We start from the raw sequence: 24,139 nt of genomic DNA on the forward strand, positions 1-24,139 counted from the left end.
TCATAAGAAAAAATTAATTATCAAAAGAAAATTTGAACCAAACTTTAATCGGAATAAATAACTGTGGGCAACACCGTGTATAATTAGTTGCTTATTTACTGCCGACTTACGAACATTCTCGCAGATTTTCTATCTATGATTTATTTGCTAATTTTAGTACTTAAACACGCTACTAACCAATTCCAAACACGTTGGCAATAATATGAAAAAACACGTCAGAAAAATAACCGCGTTTCTCCTTGTTACAATCTTTTTGCTTAATAGTTTCTATTTATTGCCGAATGAGTCAGAATTATATTTAAAAAGCGATATAAGGAATTTCACAAAATCAATAATGCCAATTTCGATAATTTTGAGCATAGCAATTACCTTCAGGGGAATATTTGAACAAACTAAATATGAGGGAAAAATCTGGAATAAAATATCTCACCTTTTATACATAGTGTTGATGTGTATTATTATTTATCCTCTTATTTCTGACTTCGTTTTAGCTATTGGACTTAAAGTAAATAGAATTTCAAGTAATGAGTCTATAAATGAAAATTTTACTGTAACTTATAAGAATAGTAGTGATACGCAAAATTTTGCTTATGGTATAATTCCGAACAGAAAATATGATGGGCCAATTGACAAATTATATTTGAACAAAAAAGAGTTTGAATTAATTTATGATAAACAAGAAATTAAAATAGAAATGCAAAATGGTTTATTTGGAATACCATTTAATCCAATTATAAAAGAATAAATTCTTTTACCAACATTATATATAATTATTTACTAGTTCGAGCCTACTTACAAAAATCCTCGCGGATTTTCTATTCGCATTTTATTTGCTAAATTAGGTGTTTTACCATGCAACTACTAATAGCCGAGACCGATGTGGTGCATTTTCCAAAACACTTCGAAGGTGAGAAACTAACTAAAACTTGAACAGAAATTTTAATGATTTTAGCAAGACATTGTAATTTATGCGAGAACGAAATGACTAGTCTTGAAAAAGGTTTAACCTGTAAACTGACCAATAAAAATCCTGACTTTAATAACACTTGTTCTAAAATTATTTTTGACAAAAAATTTAAAGAAAAATTAGAAGTTGCAAATCTCGAATTGGATATAATACGCAGAAATAAAAAATCTAAACATTTGACTTTTTACACAACTATAATTATTGGTTTTTCTTTAATAGTTGGCGGATATTTATTTCCTAGTTGGACTATATACAGCCTATTCCTTTGGACTGCAAAAATTGGAATAATTGCAAGTGGATTTACATTCCTAATAGTTGCTTACTCGAAACTGAATAGATTTAGAAAAAAGAATAAAAAAGCGCAATTGGAAAAAAGAAAAATAGATGAAGTACTAGAAAAGTACGGAATTAAATACTCAACAACTTTTGATTATAAAGAAAAAATTCACGGAACTCAAGAAGTGTCTGTAAATTTAGAATTTGAAAATTGGGCAAAAAAACAAACAACAAACACCTATAAATTTGATTATTAATAGAAGTAAAAAACGCACTACAACACCATAAAACAAATAAAATCTAATAAGATTCCTGCCTGCACTTCGACAAGCTCGGTAAACTCGCAGGAATGCTACTCAAAAATTACACGTCCATCAAACTGCTCTGTAATATCAATACTTAAAGGTGTATTAACAGCAATAACGTCTCCTGTACTTACTAAATTAGCTGTTAGGCTTAGTTGTGGATTAACGATAATATCATTACTACCACGATGAAAAATAGTTACCTGTTGCGCAATAAGTTGTCTGCCTTCAAAACGTCCATCTCCAGATGCATGTGTGACCCTTAAATTGTCCACTGTTCCAGAAATGGTTGTGGTCGTCAAATTGTTAATGACCACCAATAAATCTGTACAATTGACTTGGATATTAAAATTACCAACGTTATAAAAATCTCCAGAATAATCTTCGGATAGAAGTTTTAAATTCTCAAAATTTAAAATACCTAAACTGTGGACGTCTAAGGTACTACTGTTTCTAATTTCGGTAAGGTTTGGTGTGGTTACATACACTTTGGTGATTCCGTAATCTCTAGTTAGGTTACAGGTGTTATTGTCTTTAATAAGCAGTCTATCGTCTTCGACTTTAATGTCTATATCATCTATTAAAAATTCGCCTATTTCAACTACAACACTTTGTGTGACGCCTTGAGAGACAAATAATTCGACATTTTTAAAACTAGTAATTTTTGTAAACTCTGGTACAACCACTTCCTGCTGAATAATATCTCCTGCATTTTGGAAGCAGTCTGGAGCGTTACTAGAATTGCATCCTAATAAAATAACTACAGTTAGTATGTATATTATGTTTTTCATGTTACAGTCTTATTCCTAGTCCTATTTCTACCGCTTCAGCTTTAGCACCATGAGATTTAAGGGTTAATGCACCAAACCATTTGTTACTAAAATAACGTTTTAATCCTATTCTGTTATACACACGTCCCTCAAAATCAAATGGATAATACACATAATATCCTAATTGTGTAATTAACGAAGTCTTGCTAATAAATAATTCGTGACCAACAAACACACCAACACGTTTATAATCCTCGTCTCCAGACACATTATCTAACGGAAACGCTACCGATTTGTACCTAATATGTGTCTTTAAAAAATTGGAGAAAAACACATCTGTACCCAACTGTATAGCACTTTTCTGGTTTAAACGTTTGTCTGCATAAGCCGACAGGATGTAAAACGCATACTGACCAGAATCTATAATATCACTCTCGTTAACTCCTGTTCTAAAGGCTAGATTGTATTTGATGTTTTCGGTATATTTTTCATCTACATGCTTAATGTATTCTGGAGTGTTGTCTGCATCTAAATTATAATTAACACCCAAATTAAACGTGATGCTATTTATAGAACTATTAGGTGCTTTAATATTGGCATTGGAATAATGGATTAAAGACAATCCTGTTTGCAGTCCAAAACCATTAAACAGATTTTCTTTTTTATAATTAAGCATCAAGTAGGTACTACTTAATAATCTAGTCCCAAATGCATTGTTACGATAATTATCTACTTTGTGGTAAGGGTTAGTATTATAAGCTAAACCTTGACCAATTCTAAACATAAGATGACGTTTAAAAAAATAGAAATTATAGTGTGCATATACACCTAAATTATCGCCTAAAAACTGATTTTTTAAATCTTGATAAATAAATGAAACGCCATAATCCGGAAAATTATATCGGCTTTGCCAAGCTTGATTCCCAAAGGTTTTTTGATTGTAACTTAAAATAAATCCAGAAGGGTGACCCGTAATTAAATGAGAGATATCACTGTTATGTTCTGTAATGTTACCTTGAAAAAAATTTAAATCAAAAGATGAAAAAGCTTTTTCCTGAGAAAAAACTAAGTTAAAACTAAAACATAAAATGCAAACTAGTAGTTGCTTCATGGAGATAAAATATGAAGCAAAAATATGTAAATAATTTAACTAAAGATTACTTAATTTACTATTGAATGAAACCAGCACCAACAGTATTGTTTGACTGTGTGTCTATTAAAATAAAAGATCCATTTGTTCTGTGTTTTATGAAAGAATCATAATAAATGGCTTTATTTAATTTAAAAGATACCGATGCGATATCATTCATAGTTAAAGCCGATACATTATCTTCTACTCCAGAATAATCTGGATTAATTTTATGATTAATAGTCTCTACTCTAGCTAACACTTTGTGTACACCATGCTGCAAAACATATTTATTTCCTGTTCTTAGGCTTTGAGAATCCATCCAAGATATGGTTGCAGTAAATTGCTTATCTATTGTAGGCAAATCATTCACTTTAACCAACATATCGCCACGACTTACATTAATATCATCTTCTAATGTAATAGTCACTGAAGATCGTCTAGAAGCAGTTTCATACTTTTGGTCATACACATAAATGTCTTTAATTGTAGAAGTTGTTTTAGAAGGTAATGCCACAACTTGATCACCTACACTTAATTGACCACCATAAACTTTTCCTGCATAGCCTCTAAAATCATGAAATTGTTCTGTTTTAGGACGAATTACATATTGCACCGGAAACCTTGGTGTTCCTGTATTGAAAACATCGTCATGATTTAATACTTCTAAATGTTCTAACAAGGTTTGTCCTTTGTACCAAGGTGTGTTGATTGATTTATTTACCACATTATCCCCTTTTAAAGCACTAACAGGAATAAAAGTAATGTTTTGGTCTTTGTAATCTCGTTTTTGCATTAATTGAGAAAAATCTGCTTTAATTTGATTGTATTTTTCTTCTGAAAAATCTACCAAATCCATTTTATTTATAGCAACAATAACATCTTTAATCCTTAATAAATTATTAATAAAAAAATGACGATTGGTTTGCTCTATCACACCTTTTCTAGCATCTATTAAAATAATAGCAGCTTGTGAGGTTGACGCACCAGTAACCATATTTCTGGTATACTCTACGTGACCTGGTGTATCTGCAATAATGTAACTTTTGGTTTGTGTAGAAAAGTAAATATGAGCAACATCTATAGTGATACCTTGTTCTCTTTCTGCTACTAATCCATCTGTAGCTAACGAAAAATCTAAGTAATCGTATCCTTTTTGTTTGCTTGTTTTTTCTATAGCTTCTAATTTATCTGATGTTAAAGATTTTGTATCGTAAAGTAATCGTCCTATTAAAGTACTTTTACCGTCGTCTACACTTCCTGCTGTTGCTATTTTTAAAACTTCCATTTTTTATTGGCTTTAGCTTTTTGTTAATAATTAGCTAATGGCTAGAAGCCTATAGCTATGAGCAAAATTTGCAAGGCAAATTTCTAAAAATACCCTTGTTGTTTACGCTTTTCCATTGCTGCTTCAGAACGTTTATCGTCAATTCTAGCACCTCTCTCGGAAATAGTCGAATTTTTAATTTCCTGGACTACAGTTGCAATATCATCTGCATCAGATAGCACAGCAGCTGTGCAACTCATATCACCAACCGTTCTAAATCGAACTAATCGGTTTTCAACAACCTCATCCTCTTCTCTATAAACTACCTCATCATCTGCAGACCAAATAAGTCCATCTCTTAAAAATGTTGCTCTGGTATGTGCAAAATAAATGGAAGGAATTTCTATGTTTTCTTTTTGGATATAAGACCACACATCTAATTCTGTCCAATTAGAAATAGGAAACACACGTACGTTTTGACCCAATTCTATTTGACCATTAAGCATATCGAATAATTCTGGACGTTGGTTTTTTTCGTCCCACTGACCAAAATCATCACGCACAGAAAAAATACGTTCTTTAGCTCTTGCTTTCTCTTCGTCACGTCTTGCGCCTCCAATACAAGCATCAAATTTAAATTCTTCAATAGCATCTAAAAGCGTAGTGGTTTGTAGGCTATTTCTACTAGCATATTTACCAGACTCTTCTTTAACCTTACCTTCATCTATAGAATCTTGTACGTGTCTTACAATTAATTCTAAGTCTAATTCTTTGACTAGACGGTCTCTAAATTCAATCGTTTCAGGGAAATTATGACCTGTGTCTATATGCATTAATGGAAACGGAATTTTTGCTGGATAAAATGCTTTTTGTGCTAATCTAACTAGCGTAATTGAATCTTTTCCTCCCGAAAACAACAACACAGGTTTTTCAAATTGTGCTGCAACCTCTCTAAAGATATAAATAGCTTCATTTTCTAAGGGATTGATGGTTGAAGTGTCTTTTTTCATAATCTATACATTAAGCATGTAAACCACACTCTCTATTTTCTAATTGCTTAGTTGGGTCAAAGTAGACAAACTCATTTGGTAAATTATATTTGTTTAAATAAGCATCTAGTGCTGCGTCTGTGTAATGATAAAACGGGCTTACTTTTAAAACTCCATTAGCCCCTTTAGATACAATGTCAATACTGTCTCTAAAAGCGGTTTGCCCTTTTCGTAAATTAGTAAACCAAACATCTGGATTATGCTCTTGCATTGCGCGATTAAAAGGTTCTAGTTTAACCTGTTCTGTAAATAATTTATGTTCTGGCTGGTTAACAGACGGAATACCCAATACCACATCACGATGTGCTGCTGTTTGTTTAGGTACATATAATTTAATATTTAACTGTAACTGTTTTATTAATACTTCTGCATGCTTATAAGTATTTGGAGTATTGTAACCTGTATCACACCAGATAACAGGTATCTCTTTGTATTCTGAAGAAACAGCATACAATATTGCAGCTTCATAAGGTCTAAAATTAGTAGTAACAACAGGTTTAGAAGCCACACTTAATGCCCAGTTTATAATTTGTTGTGGCGTTTTGTTACTTAACTCTTTATTTATTTTTTCAATATCTACCATTTTATTTTCCCCATTTTATTTTTCCCCAAGCACGCTCATGAAAAAAATACAGTACCATTTTAGACACTAATTCTATTCCTCCAATTGAAAATGCTAAAGCCAACGTCCCAGTAATTAGATAAGAAATGACAATTGTTGCAAGTGTACCAACAACTCTCCAACTTATCGTTTTAACAATACTTCTTTTAATTTTTTCTTCTGAAACTTCACCCTCTTTTTTTAAGCTAATGTCAGAATGTATTACGCTTTCCATATATAGAAATATTTTATTAATCTTTTTACCCTATCGATTTAATAGGATAAATGCAAACCTATTGATTTATATATAAAAAACCACTATTAATAATTAAAAAATTAGACGAAAAAAATGAGAATTTATTAAATAGATAAATCTGCTAAGGTTGTATTTCTAAAAATTTGCAGCGTATTATCTCTTACTTTTAGCATAAGCATATGAACTGCGCAAGCATTTTCATCTGGACAATCTGCGCATTTTTCGTAAAAATTTAAACTCACGCAAGGTATCATAGCAATTGGACCTTCAAGGACACGCATTACAGTAGTCATTGGGATATCTTTTGGATCTTTTAATAGATAGTAACCACCACCTTTTCCTTTTTTAGACCCTAAAAAACCATTTTTACGAAGGGTAAGTAAGATACTTTCTAAAAATTTAAGTGAAATATTTTCGCTTTCTGAAATCGTCGCTATTTGTACTGGTACATTTCTATCCTGTTTAGCCAAATAGGTTAGTGCTTTAATTCCGTATTTTGTTTTTTTAGAAAGCATAATACAAAAGTAATCTTTTATTACTGACTTAAACTTAAAAAACCTGACTAGCTATTGTTTGAATATTATCGCTTTTTCCCATTGAATAATAATGCAACACCGGAATTCCTGCAGCTTTTAACTCTTTAGACTGTGCAATGCACCACTCTATACCAACCTCTCTAATTGCTTTATTATCCTTGCATTTAATAATTTCTAAAATTAAAGCTTCAGGTAAATCTACATGAAAACGATGCGGAATTAGATTGAGTTGTTTTTTTGTTGCAATGGGTTTTAAACCTGGAATTATAGGTACTGTAATACCTTCTTCTCTGCATTTTTTGACAAAGTCAAAATACTTTTGATTGTCAAAAAACATTTGCGTGACTATATATTCTGCACCATTTTTAATTTTCTTTTTTAAAAAGTGAATATCACTATCCAAACTTGGTGCCTCCATGTGTTTTTCTGGGTAAGCAGCTACACCAATACAAAAATCGGTTACCGAGCAGTTTTGTAAGTCGTCATCTAAATACACACCATTATTAAGTTGACTGATTTGAGTTACTAAATCGCTTGCATAACTATGTCCTTCTTTTTCCGATCTAAAATACGTTTCGGTTTTAACAGCATCACCACGTAACGCCATCACATTATCAATATCTAAAAAATCTAAATCTATTAAGAAATTCTCAGTATCTTCTTTAGTAAACCCACCACACAAAATATGTGGTATAGCATCTACATTATATTTATTCTGGATAGCAGCACAAATACCAACGGTTCCTGGACGTTTTTTTACCACTTGCTTTTTTAGTAAACCATTGCCAAGGTCTTTATAAACATACTCTTCACGATGATAGGTTACATCAATAAATGGTGGCTTAAACTCCATTAAAGGATCTATATTATCAAAAATAGATTGAATATGTTGTCCTTTTAATGGTGGTAAAATCTCAAAGGAAAACTGCGTGTTTCCGTTTGCGTTTTTTATATGTTCTGTTACTTTCATCTATTAATCTGCTAAATTTGGGTTTAGCCATTTTCTGGCATCATCTAATGTTATGTTCCGTCTGTTAGTGTAATCTTTTAATTGGTCTTCAGTTATTTTTCCAAGCCCAAAATACTTAGCTTCTTTATTACCAAAATAATAGCCACTAACACTAGCTGCTGGCCACATGGCTAAACTATCTGTAAGTTCTACACCAATGTTTTCTTTAACATTTAACAATTCCCAGATGGTTGTTTTTTCTAAATGGTCAGGACATGCTGGATAGCCAGGTGCAGGTCTAATACCCTTATAAGCTTCTTTTATTAAATCTTGATTGTTTAAATTTTCATTTGCTGCATAAGCCCAATGTTTTGTTCTTACTTCTTTGTGTAGGTATTCTGCAAACGCTTCGGCTAATCTATCTGCTAAAGCTTTAATCATAATAGCATTATAATCGTCGTTTTCTGCTTCAAACTTTGCTGCTAATTCTGCAGTCCCAAAACCTGTCGAGACACAAAATGCACCAATATAATCTTGAATACCTGTTTGTTTTGGTGCTATAAAATCTGCTAGTGCGTGGTTTGGAACATGGTCTCTTTTTTTAAGTTGTTGACGTAGTGTTAGGAACGTTAGTTTTTCTTTTTGTGATGCTTCGACAGGCTCAGCATGACAACCCATAGTTGTCACCTCAATGTCGTCATCATTAATCGTGTTGGCTGGAAACAATCCAAAAACAGCTTTTGCTTTTAATAACTGTTCTGAGAAAACTTTTTGCAATAATTGTTGTGCATCTTCGAACAAATCGGTTGCTTGATTACCAACTACATTATCTGTTAGAATGTCTGGATACTTACCATGTAAATCCCAACTTCTAAAAAATGGAGTCCAATCGATAAAATCTTCTAGTTTGGTGATATCAAAATCTTTAATTACCTGAATCCCTAGAGTTTTAGGCTTCACAATTTCTGATTTATTCCAATCTATTTTATACTTTTTTTCTCTAGCGTCTTCAATAGAAATATATTCTTTTTGTTGGGTTCTATTTAAAAACTGGGTTCTAAACGTATCGTATTCGGCTCTAATTTCTTCTTTAAAAATCTTGTTATTGTCATTTAGTAAATCACCTACAACTGTTACTGCTCTAGAGGCATCATTAATATGCACAACCGTATTGTTGTAATGTGGTGCAATTTTAACTGACGTATGAGCTTTTGAGGTTGTTGCACCTCCAATAATTAAAGGAATATGTAAGTTGTTTTTCTCCATTTGTTTAGAGACATACACCATTTCGTCTAATGATGGTGTTATCAATCCGCTTAACCCTATAATATCTACTTGTTCTTTTATGGCAGTTTCAATGATTTTTTCTGGTGGCACCATAACACCCAAGTCAATGATTTCATAGTTATTACAACCTAATACGACACTTACAATATTTTTACCAATATCGTGCACATCACCTTTAACAGTAGCCATTAAAATTTTACCAGCAAACTCTTGTTTTCCGTCTTTTTCTGCTTCAATAAATGGTTGCAAATAAGCAACCGCTTTTTTCATTACTCTTGCCGATTTTACGACTTGAGGTAAAAACATTTTTCCGCTACCAAACAAATCACCAACCACATTCATCCCAATCATTAAATGACCTTCAATAACATCAATAGGCTTGTTTGATGCTAGTCTTGCTTCTTCAACATCTTCAATAATAAAGGCATCAATCCCTTTTACTAAACTGTGTGTGATACGCTCTTGTAAAGGCGTATTTCTCCATTCTTGGATAGTAATATGTTCTTCTTTTTTATCACCTTTTACGGTTTCAGCATACTCAATTAAACGCTCTGTAGCTTGGTCATGTCTATCAAACAATACATCTTCTACCAGTTGTAGTAATTCAGAATTAATCTCGTCGTAAATTTCCAACATGGTTGGGTTTACGATGCCTAAATTCATTCCGTTTTTAATGGCATGGTATAAAAAGGCAGAGTGCATCGCCTCGCGAACAATATTATTTCCTCTAAACGAAAATGAGACGTTACTTACTCCACCAGATACATTTGCATATGGTAAGTTATCTCTAATCCACTTGGTTGCATTAAAAAAATCTAGTGCGTTTTTACGGTGTTCTTCCATTCCTGTAGCCACAGGAAAGATATTTGGGTCAAAAATGATGTCTTGCGGTTTAAAACCCACCTCATTAACCAAAATATCATAAGACCGTTTACAAATGTCTATACGTCTTTGGTATGTGTCTGCTTGTCCGTCTTCGTCAAAAGCCATCACAATTACTGCAGCTCCATACCGCATAACTAGTTTTGCTTGACGCTTAAATTCGGCCTCGCCTTCTTTTAAACTTATAGAATTTACGACGCATTTTCCTTGTGCGACTTTCAAGCCAGCTTCGATGATGTCCCATTTGGAACTGTCAATCATTAATGGGATTCTTGAAATATCGGGTTCTGAAGCAATGAGGTTTAAAAACGTTGTCATAGCGTGTACACCATCTAACATCCCTTCGTCCATGTTGACGTCTAAAATTTGCGCACCACCATCTACTTGGTCTCTAGCGACTTCTAAAGCTTCTTCGTATTTTTCTTCTTTTATTAATCGTAAAAATTTACGAGATCCTGTTACGTTAGTACGTTCACCAACGTTTATAAAATTACTTTCAGGAGTTACCACTAAAGGTTCTAATCCAGACAAGGTTAAATATTTTTGACAGTCACTCTCCATTATGTTAGGGCTAATATTTGTCTAGGTTTATATTTTGCTGCTACTTCTGCTATTGCTTTAATATGCTCTGGACTTGTACCACAACAACCACCAATAATATTTATTAAGTCATCTTTTAAATACGATTCGATATAACTTTGCATTTGTTGTGGAGACTCATCATACTCTCCAAAAGCATTTGGCAATCCAGCATTTGGATGTGCTGATGTGTAAAACTGTGTTTGGTCTGATAAGCGTTTTAAATACGGTTGTAATTGTTTGGCACCAAGCGCACAATTAAACCCAACACTTAATAACGGGATATGAGAAACAGAAGTTAAAAACGCTTCAACCGTTTGCCCAGATAAGGTTCTACCAGACGCATCTGTAATGGTTCCAGACACCATAATTGGAATATCTATATTACGTGCTTCTTTAACTTCTTCAATAGCAAATAATGCTGCTTTAGCATTAAGTGTATCAAAAATAGTTTCGACTAACAAGACATCAACGCCACCATCAATTAAAGCTTCCACTTGTTGCTTATAAGCCACTCTTAATTCATCAAAAGTAACCGCTCTAAATTCTGGTCTATTTACATCTGGACTTAAACTAGCTGTACGATTTGTTGGCCCAATACTACCTGCTACAAATCGTGGTTTATCTGGATTTGCATTGGTAAATTCGTTAGCTACATATCTGGCAATTTGAGCCGATTCGTAATTAAGCTCATACACCAAATCCTCCATATTATAATCTGCCATAGCGATTGTTGTCCCAGAAAACGTATTGGTTTCAACAATATCTGCTCCAGCTTCAAAGTATTTTCTATGCACATCTGCAATAGCATTGGGTTGTGTAAGAGACAACAAATCGTTGTTTCCTTTTAAAGGTGATGGATAGTCTTTAAAACGCTCGCCTCTATAATCTTGTTCTTCAAAATTATATTGTTGCAACATGGTTCCCATAGCTCCATCGAGTACGAGAATACGTTTTTGTATTTCTTGTTTTATGCTAGCCATGTTAGTTATTTAAATATAAGATTCTACATGTTGCCAAGGACCTCCATTAATAACATCAATCCCGTTTTCTTCTAAAATATCTTTAGCTTTTTGGCTTCTAGCTCCACTTCTGCAGCACGTTATTATTGGTTTTTGAAGCGCTTTTAGTTGATCTATTTCATATTCTAATTCGTCTAAAACAATATGTAATGAATCTTTCACATGTCCTTCATTATATTCTGCTTCTGTGCGGACATCTAATACCAAAGCTTCTTTTTCTAGGTATTCTTTAACGTGTTTGAATTCTGTTATAGTTGTACTCATAATATTTTCTTATTAAGCGTCTAAAGCTTGACTTAAATCGTTTATAATATCTTCTACATGTTCTAATCCAACTGAAACCCTCACCAAACCCGGTGTAATACCAGCTTCTAGACGGTCTTCTTCCGTTAGTTTTGCATGAGTTGTTGATGCTGGATGTGTTACAATTGTTCTGGTGTCTCCAAGATTTGCAGAAAGCGATACTAATTTTATGGCGTTTAAAAACGATCGACCAGCATCAATGCCTCCATTAATTTCGAATGCTACGACGTTTCCGCCTAATTTCATTTGCTTTTTTGCTAATTGGTATTGTGGATGTGATTTTAAAAAAGGATATTTTACAAGATTGACTTTAGAATGTGTTTCTAAAAACTGAGCTACTTTTAAAGCGTTTTCACAATGCCTATCCACTCTAACAGGTAATGTTTCTAAACTTTTAGATAATACCCAAGCATTAAATGGTGATAATGCAGGACCAGTATTTCTTGAAAATAAATATATTTTTTGAATCAACTCTGTAGGACCAACCGTTACACCTCCTAAAACACGACCTTGACCATCTATTAATTTTGTAGCTGAATGAATTACTAAATCTGCACCAAACTTAATAGGTTGCTGTAAATAAGGCGTTGCAAAACAATTATCTATAATTAATAGCAGATTATGTTTTTTTGCAATTTGACCCAACAATTCTAAATCTAAAATATCTACTGCAGGATTGGTTGGGCTCTCTGCGTAAATCACCTTTGTATTTGGTTTAATAAGACTTTCTATAGTTTCAATCTCATTAAAATTGAAAAAGCTTGTGGCTATATTCCACTTTGGAAAAATATTATTAAACATGGTTTGTGTAGAACCAAAGATACTTTTAGAAGATAGTATATGATCGCCTGCGTTTAACAATGCTGCAAATGTTGAAAACACAGCAGACATACCTGATGCAAAAGCATAACCGCTTTCTGCACCTTCCATTTTACAGATTTTGTATATAAACTCTGTGGTATTTGGGTTAGAATAACGACTGTAAATATTACGGTCTTTCTCATCTGCAAAAGAAGCACGCATATCTTCAGCATCCTCAAAAATATAACTGGATGTTAAATATAAAGGCGTAGAATGTTCTAAAAATTGTGAGCGCTCTGTTTGAGTTCTGATAGCGTCTGTTTCAAAATGGTTTTTCATGTTTAAATCGCTTTTTTCAAAACATTACTACTAACATTATCTGTTTTAAAAACAGGTGTTAATAATCTTGATAATTGCTCAAACTCTATCAAAAATGCATCATGACCATGGATAGATTTTATTTCGCCAATAGTTACATTTTGCTTTACAGCTTTTAAATCGATGTAAGTCTCCCAGTTTTCTTCAGCTTTAAAAAACAAATCACTATTAATGGTTATGATATGTATTGATGAATTTATTCTTGAAGCTACTTCTTTAAATGATCCTCTATCTCTAGTTATATCAATAGTTTTTAATACTTGATTCATTAACTTGTAAGCCGATAGTTGAAAACGATTACTTAATTGGTTTCCATGATAATTTAACCAACTTTCTACTTTAGTAATCGTATCTGATTGTTGCTCTCTTTGAAACTTTCTAGACAACGATTCTGGTGTACGATACAATGTCATAGCATGCATCCTAGCGTCTTCTAGTGGTTTGCTTGAATTATTTAAAATAGCGTCTTGGATATGGCAATTAGCAATCAACCAATCTGTAGCTTTCCAATCTGTAGCAATAGGTATTATATGCTGAGCCAATTTTGGTTTTAGTGCTGCCATTTCCCAAGCAATTCCACCACCAACAGAACCACCAATGATAGCATATAGATTATTAATTTTTAAATTGTTTAATCCTAAAGCAAATAATTTAGCCACATCTTTAGTGGTGTAGTTTTTATAATCCTTAATGAGGTGTTCTGGATTATTATCATAACCATTTCCAGGAATATTAAATGCTAAAATGGTATATTGAAGAGTATCAATACATTTATTGTCTCCAATTAAATCAGACCACCAACCCTCTTTACCTACAACATTAGAATTACCTGTTAATGCATGATTAACTAATATTATTGGCGCTGTATACAGCGGTTTTCCAAAAACTTGGTAAGACAGTTTAATATTAACTGTCTTACCGTTTTGGAGGTTATAATTAAAGATGTTTATATATTGTAAACTGCTCATTTATTTAAGATTATATTCTTTTTCTACAGAAATTTTTATTGGTGTTTTGTTTGACAAATTATCTCTAACTGGACAACGTACCTCAACAATTTCTAACCATTTTGCCAAAGTTTCGATACTAGCATCCGTTTCTGGAATTAGGTTTAATTGTATACTTTTAAACCTAGCACGATCTGTATCTGAAGCCCCTAAAAACTTATTAGGATTAATCTCTCCAGAAACTTCAATATTTAATTTGTTAATAGTAAAACCTAACTCTTTTGCTACTAAATGCCCAACAACGTTGACACATCCAGCAAAGCCTGCAAGTATATATTCAACTGGATTTGCATCTTCGTCAGTTCCGCCTAAAGCTTCAGGCTCATCAACTATTAATGTGAAATGTCTTGTTTTTCCTATAAATTGAGTTGCAGAAGTACTTTCTCCAGCTACAGTAAATTTTAAATCACTCATCTGTTTTTTAAATTTGAAATAAGCTTCACACTTAAAAATGGCATTTAAAAATGTGAAGCTATTTTGGTTAAATAACTAAAATTAAACTATGCTAAAACTGTTTTCTTAACAACTGCAAATGCCTCTTTTAAATCGGCTTTTAAATCGTCAATATTCTCTATTCCAACAGACAATCTTATTAAGTCTTTGGTCACTCCTGTAGTTTCTTGTGCTTCATCACTTAATTGTTGATGCGTTGTACTAGCTGGATGAATAATTAAAGATTTTGTATCACCAATATTGGCTAATAATGAAAATAGTTTAGTTGTGTCTGCTATTTTTTTTGCAGATTCATAACCACCTTCTACGCCAAAAGTGACGATTCCGCTTTGTCCATTTGGTAAATATTTTTTAGCTAAATCATTGTATTTACTAGATTCTAAGCCTGGATAATTTACCCAAGTTACTTCAGGTTGTTGTTGTAACCATTTTGCTAATTCTAAAGCATTTTGAGAATGTTTTAAAATTCGTAATTCTAACGTTTCTAATCCTTGAATAATTTGAAACGCATTAAACGGACTTAAAGCACCACCATAATCACGTAAGCCTTCAATTCTAATTTTTGCAATAAAAGCTGCTGGTCCAATTGCTTCGCTATACACTAATCCATGGTAACCTGCAGATGGTTCTGTAAACTCTGGGAATTTCCCATTGGTCCAATCAAAGGTTCCAGCATCTACGATAATACCTCCAAGCGAGGTTCCGTTACCGTTAATGTATTTTGTTAATGAATGAATAACTATGTTTGCTCCATACTCAATTGGATTTAACAAGTAAGGTGTTGCTACTGTATTATCCACAATTAATGGCACTTTGTGCGCTTTAGCTTCTTTTGAAATGGCTTCAATATCTAACACATCCAATTTTGGATTCCCTAAAGATTCTACAAAAATAGCACGTGTATTTTCTTGAGCTGCTTTACTAAAATTCTCTGGATTAGAAGGATCTACAAATGTTGTAGTAATACCATGTCTTGGAAGCGTAACGCTAAGTAAATTATATGTACCTCCATACAAACTACTTGAAGCAACAATATGGTCTCCAGCTTTTAACAAGGTTAACAATGTAGTAGAAATAGCTGCTGTACCAGATGCTGTAGCTACTGCTGCAATACCACCTTCAAGAGCAGCAATACGTTGCTCTAAAATGTCATTAGTTGGATTGTTTAATCTGGTGTAGATAAATCCTGGTACGGATAAGTTAAATCGTCCTGCTGCATCGTCTGAATCGTCAAAAACGTAAGCTGTAGATTGGTAAATTGGCACTGCTCTGGTTCCTCCAGTTTTAGCTGTGTCATGTCCTGCGTGCAACGCTTGGGTTGCAAATTTTTGTGTACTCATTTTTCTAGTTTTTTGAGTTAATTAAAAGATTAAAACAAAAGTCAAATAAGCTTCTTTAGAAGCATACTTAATAGAAAAATGTTATAAGAAATTAACCTAATTACAGATGAGTAATTACGTGTTAGTTATCTATCCGAAATTGCGAAAAATGACTCGCGCTTTCAAGTAGAATTTAGCACCTTCTTAGTAAGTCTAAGGGTTGCTAAGGTTTCAAAGGGTCTAATCCCTCCACCTTTCTTGATAACATTTCAATAAAGTTTTGAACTTTGTGAGCACAAATATTGCAAATTATATTTTTTACAAACAAGTAAAACCGAATATTTTTCATAATTTTTATAAAATCATTAATAAAACAGAATAAAAATTGGTTATTAATAATTAAACGAAATAATTTTCGGTTATAATTAAAAAAGCAAGTCTGAAATTTTCAAACTTGCTATCTTATCAATTCTAATAATGTATTGTATAGTATTAAGCAGAATTTCGGCTTGCATTAATATTTCCAAATAGGGATCTGGTCACCAATTTTTCATACACTGCAATTAAATCTGCATCCTTAGTTTCAGATTTTTCTAACTCTTGAATCTGCTTTAAGGCATATTGCTGAATGGTCAATAATGGCAACACAATGGATTCTCTAACTCTAATAGATGCTTTTCCAGAAGGTTCTTCTTGCATTAACTCGTCAAAACCAGTAAGCTTTAAAATAAGTCGTTTTGTGGTTTTATATTCGTTATAAATAATATTCCAAAACTCGCCATATTCTGGGTCGTCACTCATATATTTGGTCAAATCAAAAAACGATTTTGATAGAGACATCATACTGTTTTCAATCAGGGTTTTAAAGAAGCTTGACGTTTTAAATAGTCTTTGTGCTTTTTCAAATTCGCCTGCATCTTCATAATATTTTAAAGCTGTGCCTACACCAAAAAACCCTGGTACATTTTGTTTTAATTGACTCCAAGATCCAACAAATGGAATGGCTCTTAAATCTTCAAACACCAAGCCTTCTGCTTTACCACGTTTAGAAGGTCTACTTCCAATATTAGTTTTTGCATAATACTTTAACGTGCTCATATGCTCTAAATACGAAATAAACTTAGGATGACTTTTAAAATCTACATACGCTTGATAACTAAGTTTAGCTAAATTATCCATAACCACTCGGTTTTCTGGCACCATACGCAAATCTGCATCACTTAAACTATTATAAATACCTGAACTTATTAGTTGTTCTAGGTTATATTGAGACGAGTCTAAGGTCCCAAAATTAGAACTAATAGTTTGTCCTTGAATAGTTAATTGCACTTCTTTATCTTCAATTGTTGGTCCTAAAGAAGCATAAAAGTTATGTGTTTTTCCTCCACCTCTAGCTGGTGGTCCACCACGACCATCAAAGAAAATAACGGTAACATCATATTTTCTTGAGATAGCAGTTAAGCGTTCTTTAGCTTTGTAAATAGCCCAATTAGCCATTAAATAACCACCATCTTTAGTACCATCGCTAAAGCCTAACATAATAGTTTGCCTGTTACCTCTTGTTTTTAAGTGCTTTGCATATGCTGGATTAGTATACAACTCTTCCATTACTATATGTGCATTTTCTAAGTCGGTAATGGTTTCAAAAAGTGGTCCAATATCTACCGTTAATTTATCTTGAAATGCTACTAATTTTAGCATTGCAAATAACTGCATAACATTTAAAGTAGTTTGGTTGTTACTTATTATATAGCGGTTTGCAGCTGCTTCACCATTAGTGTTTTGGATAGTTTTAATAGCTTTAATGGTATTTAAAGCTTTTAAAGTCTCTTCATCTTTTATTAGTGATAAATCTACTGTTCCAGATACTTCAGATAAAATTTTAACTTGTTCTGTTTCTGATAAATCATGGTAATTTTTAGGAATATCCTTACTACCATGTTCTATCATAACATTTACCATATCTGTAAATACTTTATGGTGTGCACGACTATCTTGACGTATATCTAAACTAGAAAAATGAAAACCGAATAAGTGAATTTTATTAAGTAAGCTTGTAATTTCAGAAACGTATAAAGATTGATGATGATCTATTACAATTTGTCTTATTTGCTTTAATTCTGAATCAAAATCATGTAAGGTTAATTCTGAAGGTTCGTGCAATATTTTTTTATACAACTGACTTTCTAATCTAGACATTCGTTCTTCTACCCCTTGAAAAGTCAGCTTACGCTTTAATTTTCTGATATCTCTGTAATAATTTTTTATGATGGTTTCATGTAATCGCTGAGCTACTTTTACAGTAATTTCTGGAGTTACAAATGGGTTTCCATCTCTGTCTCCTCCTGGCCAAAAGCCTACGTTGATAATATCGTTATCAATATGTTGACCATCAAAAATATTTTGTTGGATGTAATCGTAAATCTTTCCAAAAGACTCATAAAATACATTTTCTAAATACCAAATTAAACTTACTGCCTCATCATAAGGTGTAGGTTTTTCATGTTTAAAAAAGGGTGTTTTTCCTAATTGAGCCAATAAATCATTAATACGCAGTAAATCGTTTTCTTTAACCGCTTCTGTTAAATCTGTAATAATACCTAAAACGGTTCCTGGATAAAACTGTGTGGGATGTGCTGTTAGTACAATTCTAACCTTAAATTCTTCTAAATACTGACGTAATTTATCCAGTTTTCCTTCTGCAGTAGCACTTTCTTTTAAACTACGTAGTGTCCCGATACCATCCATGTTATTAACAACAGGAAATGCAGCATCTTCAATAGCATCAAATAACACCACTTGTCGTTCTATGTATTGAATAAAACGAAACAGTAAATCTATTTTACTTTTATCCGATCGTCTGGCTTGATATTTTTTAAAAAAAGTATCTACAATTACTGTAGGATTATCTCCATTATCAAATCCTTTTTTACAAGTCTCATGAAACAGAGGAAGTAAGACACCTGTTTTTGTTATAGTATCAAAAGGAAGTGTCATAAAAATACCATTGTAAATCTGATATTTTGACAACACATTTTGATTAAAACGAGTTAATTTAGGCTGTAAAGGCATAACATTTTTAAATTTATATAAGCTATAAAGTTAATGAACAATCTTTTAGTAAAAGCATCAAGCTTAAGAATTTACGAATTGTCATACTAAATCGTTTTCTTAATAAGAATTACATAATTTAAAAGTCAAATTTTGATTTTAATGAATCAAAAAATCGCCTCATTCTGCCTTTTTATTTTTTTTAACTCAAAGTCGCTTTTTTAACTACTTTATTTTCTTATTTTTGTCGCTCGAAAATTAAGAGGACGGATTTGACTGATTGCAACCTCTGAAGCTAAAACATCTAGCTGAAACAAAAATGCTAAAGGCAGTGCAAACTTCCTTAGACGTTGTCGTCAAATCTCAACATAACATTATAATTTAAACAAATGGCGTATTTATTTACCTCAGAAAGTGTGTCTGAAGGACACCCAGACAAAGTTGCAGATCAAATTAGTGATGCACTAATCGACAATTTTTTAGCTTTTGACAAAGACAGTAAAGTGGCTTGTGAAACTTTAGTAACTACTGGACAAGTTGTATTAGCTGGAGAAGTTAAATCTAACACGTATTTAGACGTACAAAAAATTGCAAGAGATACCATAAATAAAATTGGCTACACTAAAAGCGAATATATGTTTGACGGAAATTCTTGTGGTGTATTTAGTGCAATTCATGAACAGTCAGACGATATCAATCGTGGAGTGGACAGAGCGAGTAAGGAAGAACAAGGAGCAGGTGATCAAGGTATGATGTTTGGTTATGCTACTAGAGAAACAGAAAACTATATGCCACTTGCATTAGATTTGTCTCATAAAATTTTAATAGAGTTAGCAGAATTACGTCGTGAAAATAAGGACATCACTTACCTAAGACCTGACTCTAAAAGCCAGGTAACTATTGAGTATAGTGATGACAATGTCCCACAACGTATTGACGCAATTGTGGTATCTACACAACATGATGATTTTGATGAAGAAGAGAACATGCTTGCTAAGATTAAAAAAGACATTGTTGAAATTTTAATACCAAGAGTGGTTGCTAAATTACCCGATAACATAAAATTGTTATTTAACGACGATATTACTTACCACATTAACCCAACAGGAAAATTTGTTATAGGTGGACCACATGGTGACACTGGATTAACTGGTCGTAAAATTATAGTGGATACATATGGTGGTAAAGGTGCCCATGGTGGTGGTGCTTTTTCTGGGAAAGACCCAAGTAAAGTAGATAGAAGTGCTGCATATGCCACAAGACACATTGCTAAAAACTTAGTTGCAGCAGGTGTTTGCGACGAGGTGTTAGTACAAGTTTCTTACGCGATTGGTGTTGTAGAACCTATGGGAATATTTGTGGACACTTATGGAACTTGTCCATTTAACATGACCGATGGTGAAATAGCAGAAAAAATATCTAAAGTCTTTGACATGCGTCCTGCTTCTATAGAAGAGCGTTTAAAATTACGTAACCCTATGTACAGTGAGACTGCAGCTTATGGACATATGGGACGTAAAAACGAAACAGTGACTAAAACATTTTCTCAGCCTAATGGTGACGATGTCACATTAGACGTTGAGTTGTTTACGTGGGAAAAATTAGACTACGTTGATAAAGTAAAAGCAGAATTTGGCTTATAATTTTATATAAATTCTAAAAAAAACCGAAACTTTAAGTTTCGGTTTTTTTTTATGCTTTCCATTTAATTGGTAAATGGACTACTTTTTTAGTTTCAAAGAAATCTTCTTCGTAAAAATCTGAAATATTATAGATTGTAGTGGTTTTGTAATCTTGTAACTCTTCGGTTAAATCACCTCCTTTTAAATATAAAATTCCATTTTTCAATTCGTTTTGTTGTTTTTTAGCCACTTTACCTTTAATCCAATGTACAAAAGTTGGCATTGCTGCAACTGCACGACTAATAATAAAGTCGTAGGTGTCTTTAATCTCCTCTACTCGACTATGTGTGACTTTTACATTTTCTAACTCTAAACCAGCAACAACCTCTCTAACCACATTTAACTTTTTGTTGATACTATCTACTAAATGAAAATTACATTCTGGAAATAAAATAGCTAGAGGTATCCCAGGAAAACCTCCACCAGTACCAACATCCATTAAAGAGCTTCCTTCTTTAAATTGGATAACTTTAGCTATTGCTAAAGAATGCAACACATGACGTAAATACAACTCGTCTATATCCTTTCTTGAGACAACATTAATTTTCAAGTTCCAATCTTTATACAAATTCTCTAGTTTTTTAAACTGTTCGATTTGTAAAGGGGTTAAATCAGGAAAATACTTTAAAATTAGCTCCATAGTTGGTATTAAATTTCGGCAAAAATATACATTTTAACATAAAAAAGGGAGCTTCTGTTTTAGTTAATTAATTATCTTTACGCCATATATGAAATTTCGCTATTTTGCGTTATCATAAAAAATTAAATAGTATCAATGACAAAGCAAACACTTTCTTTTTCAAGAACAGACTCTGCAAAATTTTTCAGAACATTAAATAAACGTGTAAACGATTATTTTAAAGACAACAATATTAAACGTACAGGTGATTGGCGAATTTGGCTAAAAACCATTATCATGTTTACCATTTTCTTAGCACCTTACTTCTTAATCATGAGTTTAGATTTACCTGGTTGGGCACAATTACTATTAACAATTGTTATGGGAATTGGTATGGCTGGAGTAGGAATGAATGTGATGCATGATGGTAATCACGGATCGTTTTCTAATAAAGAATGGGTTAACCGTTTAATGGGAAGTAGTATTTATATATTAGCAGGAAATGCTTATAACTGGAAAGTACAGCATAACGTATTACACCACACGTATACTAATATACATGGACATGATGAAGATTTAGAAGCTGGAAGAATCCTTCGTTTTTCTAAACATTCAGAATGGAAAAAACACCATAAATTCCAACACTACTACTCTGTGCTATTATATGGTTTATTAACTATTAACTGGGCTATCACAACAGATTTTCAGCAAATGAAGCGTTATATGAAACGTAAATTAGCCTACGGAAAATTACCAAATCCAGTAGTAAATTGGAGTAAGTTGGTAATTTCTAAAATTATTTATGTAGCTATTTGGATTATTATACCAATTTTATTTTTCGATTTAGCTTGGTGGAAAATTTTACTTGGCTTTTTTATCATGCATTACACTGCTGGTTTAATTTTAAGTGTTGTGTTTCAATTAGCGCATGTTATGGACGAAGCAGAAATGCCTTTACCAGAAAAAGATGGTACCATGAAAAACACTTGGGCTATCCATCAATTAAAAACAACTGTAAATTTTGGTGCTAAAAGCAAGATTATCAATTGGTTTACTGGTGGATTAAATCATCAAGTAGAACACCATATTTTTCCGCATATTAGTCACATTCACTATGGAAAAATAGCAGAGATTGTTAAATCTACCGCTAAAGAATTTAATTTACCTTACAACGAATATAAAACCACACGTAAAGCTATTGCTGCCCACTTTAAATATTTAAAAGAAATGGGAATGAAACCAGCAACGCTACAAGCCTAATTACATGAGCCAACCACTTTCTGACCGTATTTTAAATATGTCCACTTCTGCAACTTTAGCTATGGCTGCCAAAGCTAGAGAGTTAAGAGCAGAAGGTAAAGACATTATTGGATTAAGCTTAGGTGAGCCAGATTTTAATACACCTGATTTTATTAAAGACGCTGCAATCCAAGCTATAAATGACAATTATAACTCTTACACTCCTGTTGATGGTTATGTCGAGTTAAAAGAAGCTATTATCACCAAATTTAAACGTGATAATAATTTAACCTATACATTGCCACAAATAGTAGTCTCTACTGGTGCTAAACAAAGTTTAGCTAATGTAGCAGCTGTGATGTTAAACAATGGTGACGAAGTTATTTTACCTTGTCCATATTGGGTAAGCTACTCTGATATTGTTAAACTAAACGATGGTGTTCCTGTAGAAGTAAAAACAACTATTGATACAGATTTTAAAATGACTCCTTCGCAATTAGAAGCAGCCATTACACCTAAAACTAAAATGATTTGGTTTAGCTCTCCTTGTAACCCAAGTGGTTCTTTATATAGTAAAGCAGAATTAGAAGGCTTAGCTAAAGTATTAGAAAATTATCCAAATATTTATGTGGTCTCTGACGAGATTTACGAACACATCAACTATACTGGAAAGCCCCATGCAAGCATGGCGCAAATACCAAGTATGTATGATCGTACCATTACAGTTAATGGTGTATCCAAAGCGTTTGCTATGACAGGTTGGCGTATTGGTTATATTGGAGCACCAGACTGGATTGCTCGTGCTTGTAACAAAATGCAAGGTCAAATTACAAGTGGTGCTAATTGTATAGCACAACGCGCAGTAATTACTGCTTTAAAGGCAGATTCTAGTGTGGTAAACTATATGATAGACGAGTTTAAAGTACGTCGTGATTTAGTTTTAAAACTATTAAATGATATTGAAGGATTTAAAACCAACACTCCAGAAGGTGCGTTTTATGTATTCCCTAATGTGACTCACTTTTTTGGTAAGACCTTAAGAGGAAAAACTATTAATAACGCTACAGACTTTTCTTTATATTTATTAGAAGAAGCTTTAGTTGCAACAGTAACTGGAGATGCTTTTGGTAATCCTGATTGTATTAGAATAAGTTATGCAGCTTCACAAGACAATATTATCGAAGCTATCAAGCGAATAAAAGAAGCTGTTAGCTAATAAACATCTTTATTAAATACAAAAAAAGCCTCAATGTTAATTTGAGGCTTTTTTAGTTTAAGATATTATTTAACCAGATTAATAAACCAATAAATAGTATAATGAAGACTATTAACCTTTTATAAAATAGTAGCTTATTTTCTTTGTTTAATCGTTTTCTTAAGTTGTCTTGATATTCTGTATTTAAAACTACATG

At 32.6% G+C, this 24,139-nt stretch carries 22 protein-coding genes and 1 riboswitch; of the genes, 5 read left to right on the forward strand and 17 right to left on the reverse strand.

From position 1 onward, the window contains the following. Nucleotides 1-202: 202 nt before the first annotated feature. Nucleotides 203-745, forward strand: coding sequence for a hypothetical protein (locus LY08_RS08495; RefSeq protein ID WP_146603206.1), 543 nt, complete (start codon nucleotides 203-205; stop codon nucleotides 743-745). A gap of 197 nt (nucleotides 746-942) precedes the next feature. Next, nucleotides 943-1,500, forward strand: coding sequence for a hypothetical protein (locus tag LY08_RS08500; RefSeq protein ID WP_146603207.1), 558 nt, complete (start codon nucleotides 943-945; stop codon nucleotides 1,498-1,500). A 95-nt stretch (nucleotides 1,501-1,595) separates the two neighbouring features. Here the strand turns inward: LY08_RS08500 and LY08_RS08505 are convergent, their stop codons facing one another. The 16 genes from LY08_RS08505 to LY08_RS08580 all read right to left on the reverse strand — a co-directional run bounded on the left by LY08_RS08505 (nucleotide 1,596) and on the right by LY08_RS08580 (nucleotide 19,208). After that, the gene (locus LY08_RS08505) at nucleotides 1,596-2,339 is read right to left on the reverse strand and encodes a head GIN domain-containing protein (RefSeq protein ID WP_111660030.1); all 744 of its coding nucleotides are present in this window, start codon (nucleotides 2,337-2,339) and stop codon (nucleotides 1,596-1,598) included. 1 nt (nucleotide 2,340) lies between these two features. Beyond that, the gene (locus tag LY08_RS08510) at nucleotides 2,341-3,429 is read right to left on the reverse strand and encodes an acyloxyacyl hydrolase (protein ID WP_111660031.1); all 1,089 of its coding nucleotides are present in this window, start codon (nucleotides 3,427-3,429) and stop codon (nucleotides 2,341-2,343) included. A gap of 58 nt (nucleotides 3,430-3,487) precedes the next feature. Continuing rightward, complete coding sequence (locus LY08_RS08515; RefSeq protein ID WP_111660032.1) at nucleotides 3,488-4,735, reverse strand: sulfate adenylyltransferase subunit 1; 1,248 nt, start codon at nucleotides 4,733-4,735, stop codon at nucleotides 3,488-3,490. An 83-nt stretch (nucleotides 4,736-4,818) separates the two neighbouring features. Next, the gene (gene cysD / locus LY08_RS08520) at nucleotides 4,819-5,724 is read right to left on the reverse strand and encodes a sulfate adenylyltransferase subunit CysD (RefSeq protein WP_111660033.1); all 906 of its coding nucleotides are present in this window, start codon (nucleotides 5,722-5,724) and stop codon (nucleotides 4,819-4,821) included. A 10-nt stretch (nucleotides 5,725-5,734) separates the two neighbouring features. Beyond that, nucleotides 5,735-6,346 carry a phosphoadenosine phosphosulfate reductase domain-containing protein gene (locus LY08_RS08525; RefSeq protein ID WP_111660034.1) on the reverse strand — a complete coding sequence of 204 codons (612 nt, stop codon included), beginning with the start codon at nucleotides 6,344-6,346 and terminating at the stop codon, nucleotides 5,735-5,737. 1 nt (nucleotide 6,347) lies between these two features. Next, nucleotides 6,348-6,599, reverse strand: coding sequence for a DUF2061 domain-containing protein (locus LY08_RS08530; RefSeq protein WP_111660035.1), 252 nt, complete (start codon nucleotides 6,597-6,599; stop codon nucleotides 6,348-6,350). A 125-nt stretch (nucleotides 6,600-6,724) separates the two neighbouring features. Continuing rightward, nucleotides 6,725-7,135, reverse strand: a complete 411-nt coding sequence (locus LY08_RS08535) for an RrF2 family transcriptional regulator (protein WP_111660036.1) — start codon at nucleotides 7,133-7,135, stop codon at nucleotides 6,725-6,727. 34 nt (nucleotides 7,136-7,169) lie between these two features. Then, on the reverse strand, nucleotides 7,170-8,126 hold the full coding sequence (gene metF / locus LY08_RS08540) for a methylenetetrahydrofolate reductase [NAD(P)H] (RefSeq protein WP_111660037.1): 957 nt from the start codon (nucleotides 8,124-8,126) through the stop codon (nucleotides 7,170-7,172). Between the two features lie 3 nt (nucleotides 8,127-8,129). Continuing rightward, nucleotides 8,130-10,835, reverse strand: a complete 2,706-nt coding sequence (metH, locus tag LY08_RS08545) for a methionine synthase (protein ID WP_111660038.1) — start codon at nucleotides 10,833-10,835, stop codon at nucleotides 8,130-8,132. Then, on the reverse strand, nucleotides 10,835-11,836 hold the full coding sequence (locus tag LY08_RS08550) for a homocysteine S-methyltransferase family protein (RefSeq protein ID WP_111660039.1): 1,002 nt from the start codon (nucleotides 11,834-11,836) through the stop codon (nucleotides 10,835-10,837). Before LY08_RS08550 ends, metH begins: the two co-directional genes overlap by 1 nt. Before the next feature lie 9 nt (nucleotides 11,837-11,845). Beyond that, entirely contained in the window at nucleotides 11,846-12,139 is a 294-nt protein-coding gene (locus tag LY08_RS08555; RefSeq protein WP_111660040.1) for a rhodanese-like domain-containing protein, read from the reverse strand. Nucleotides 12,140-12,151: 12 nt separating this feature from the next. Then, on the reverse strand, nucleotides 12,152-13,318 hold the full coding sequence (locus LY08_RS08560; protein ID WP_111660041.1) for a trans-sulfuration enzyme family protein: 1,167 nt from the start codon (nucleotides 13,316-13,318) through the stop codon (nucleotides 12,152-12,154). Nucleotides 13,319-13,320: 2 nt separating this feature from the next. Beyond that, nucleotides 13,321-14,325 carry an alpha/beta fold hydrolase gene (locus tag LY08_RS08565; protein WP_111660042.1) on the reverse strand — a complete coding sequence of 335 codons (1,005 nt, stop codon included), beginning with the start codon at nucleotides 14,323-14,325 and terminating at the stop codon, nucleotides 13,321-13,323. Next, nucleotides 14,326-14,778: an OsmC family protein gene (locus tag LY08_RS08570; RefSeq protein WP_111660043.1), complete on the reverse strand. Its 453-nt coding sequence runs from the start codon at nucleotides 14,776-14,778 to the stop codon at nucleotides 14,326-14,328. A gap of 86 nt (nucleotides 14,779-14,864) precedes the next feature. Next, a complete protein-coding gene (locus LY08_RS08575; protein ID WP_111660044.1) occupies nucleotides 14,865-16,157 on the reverse strand; it encodes an O-acetylhomoserine aminocarboxypropyltransferase/cysteine synthase family protein in 1,293 nt (430 codons plus the stop codon). 122 nt (nucleotides 16,158-16,279) lie between these two features. Further along, nucleotides 16,280-16,404, reverse strand: a riboswitch (SAM riboswitch). A 224-nt stretch (nucleotides 16,405-16,628) separates the two neighbouring features. Further along, the gene (locus tag LY08_RS08580) at nucleotides 16,629-19,208 is read right to left on the reverse strand and encodes a phosphoenolpyruvate carboxylase (protein WP_111660045.1); all 2,580 of its coding nucleotides are present in this window, start codon (nucleotides 19,206-19,208) and stop codon (nucleotides 16,629-16,631) included. Nucleotides 19,209-19,576: 368 nt separating this feature from the next. Here LY08_RS08580 and metK point away from each other — a divergent pair, with 368 nt between their 5' ends. Continuing rightward, entirely contained in the window at nucleotides 19,577-20,830 is a 1,254-nt protein-coding gene (gene metK, locus LY08_RS08585) for a methionine adenosyltransferase (RefSeq protein WP_111660046.1), read from the forward strand. Nucleotides 20,831-20,879: 49 nt separating this feature from the next. Here metK and rsmG read toward each other — a convergent pair whose 3' ends face one another. Next, nucleotides 20,880-21,509: a 16S rRNA (guanine(527)-N(7))-methyltransferase RsmG gene (gene rsmG / locus LY08_RS08590; RefSeq protein WP_111660047.1), complete on the reverse strand. Its 630-nt coding sequence runs from the start codon at nucleotides 21,507-21,509 to the stop codon at nucleotides 20,880-20,882. 135 nt (nucleotides 21,510-21,644) lie between these two features. On the opposite strand from rsmG, the gene LY08_RS08595 reads away from it, so the two are divergent. Both LY08_RS08595 and LY08_RS08600 read left to right on the forward strand, forming a co-directional pair. Beyond that, nucleotides 21,645-22,748 carry a fatty acid desaturase family protein gene (locus LY08_RS08595; protein ID WP_111660048.1) on the forward strand — a complete coding sequence of 368 codons (1,104 nt, stop codon included), beginning with the start codon at nucleotides 21,645-21,647 and terminating at the stop codon, nucleotides 22,746-22,748. Between the two features lie 4 nt (nucleotides 22,749-22,752). Then, entirely contained in the window at nucleotides 22,753-23,943 is a 1,191-nt protein-coding gene (locus LY08_RS08600; protein ID WP_111660049.1) for a pyridoxal phosphate-dependent aminotransferase, read from the forward strand. Nucleotides 23,944-24,139 lie beyond the last annotated feature (196 nt).

It is taken from the genome of Olleya aquimaris (assembly GCF_003259525.1).
GTDB classification, from domain to species: domain Bacteria; phylum Bacteroidota; class Bacteroidia; order Flavobacteriales; family Flavobacteriaceae; genus Olleya; species Olleya aquimaris.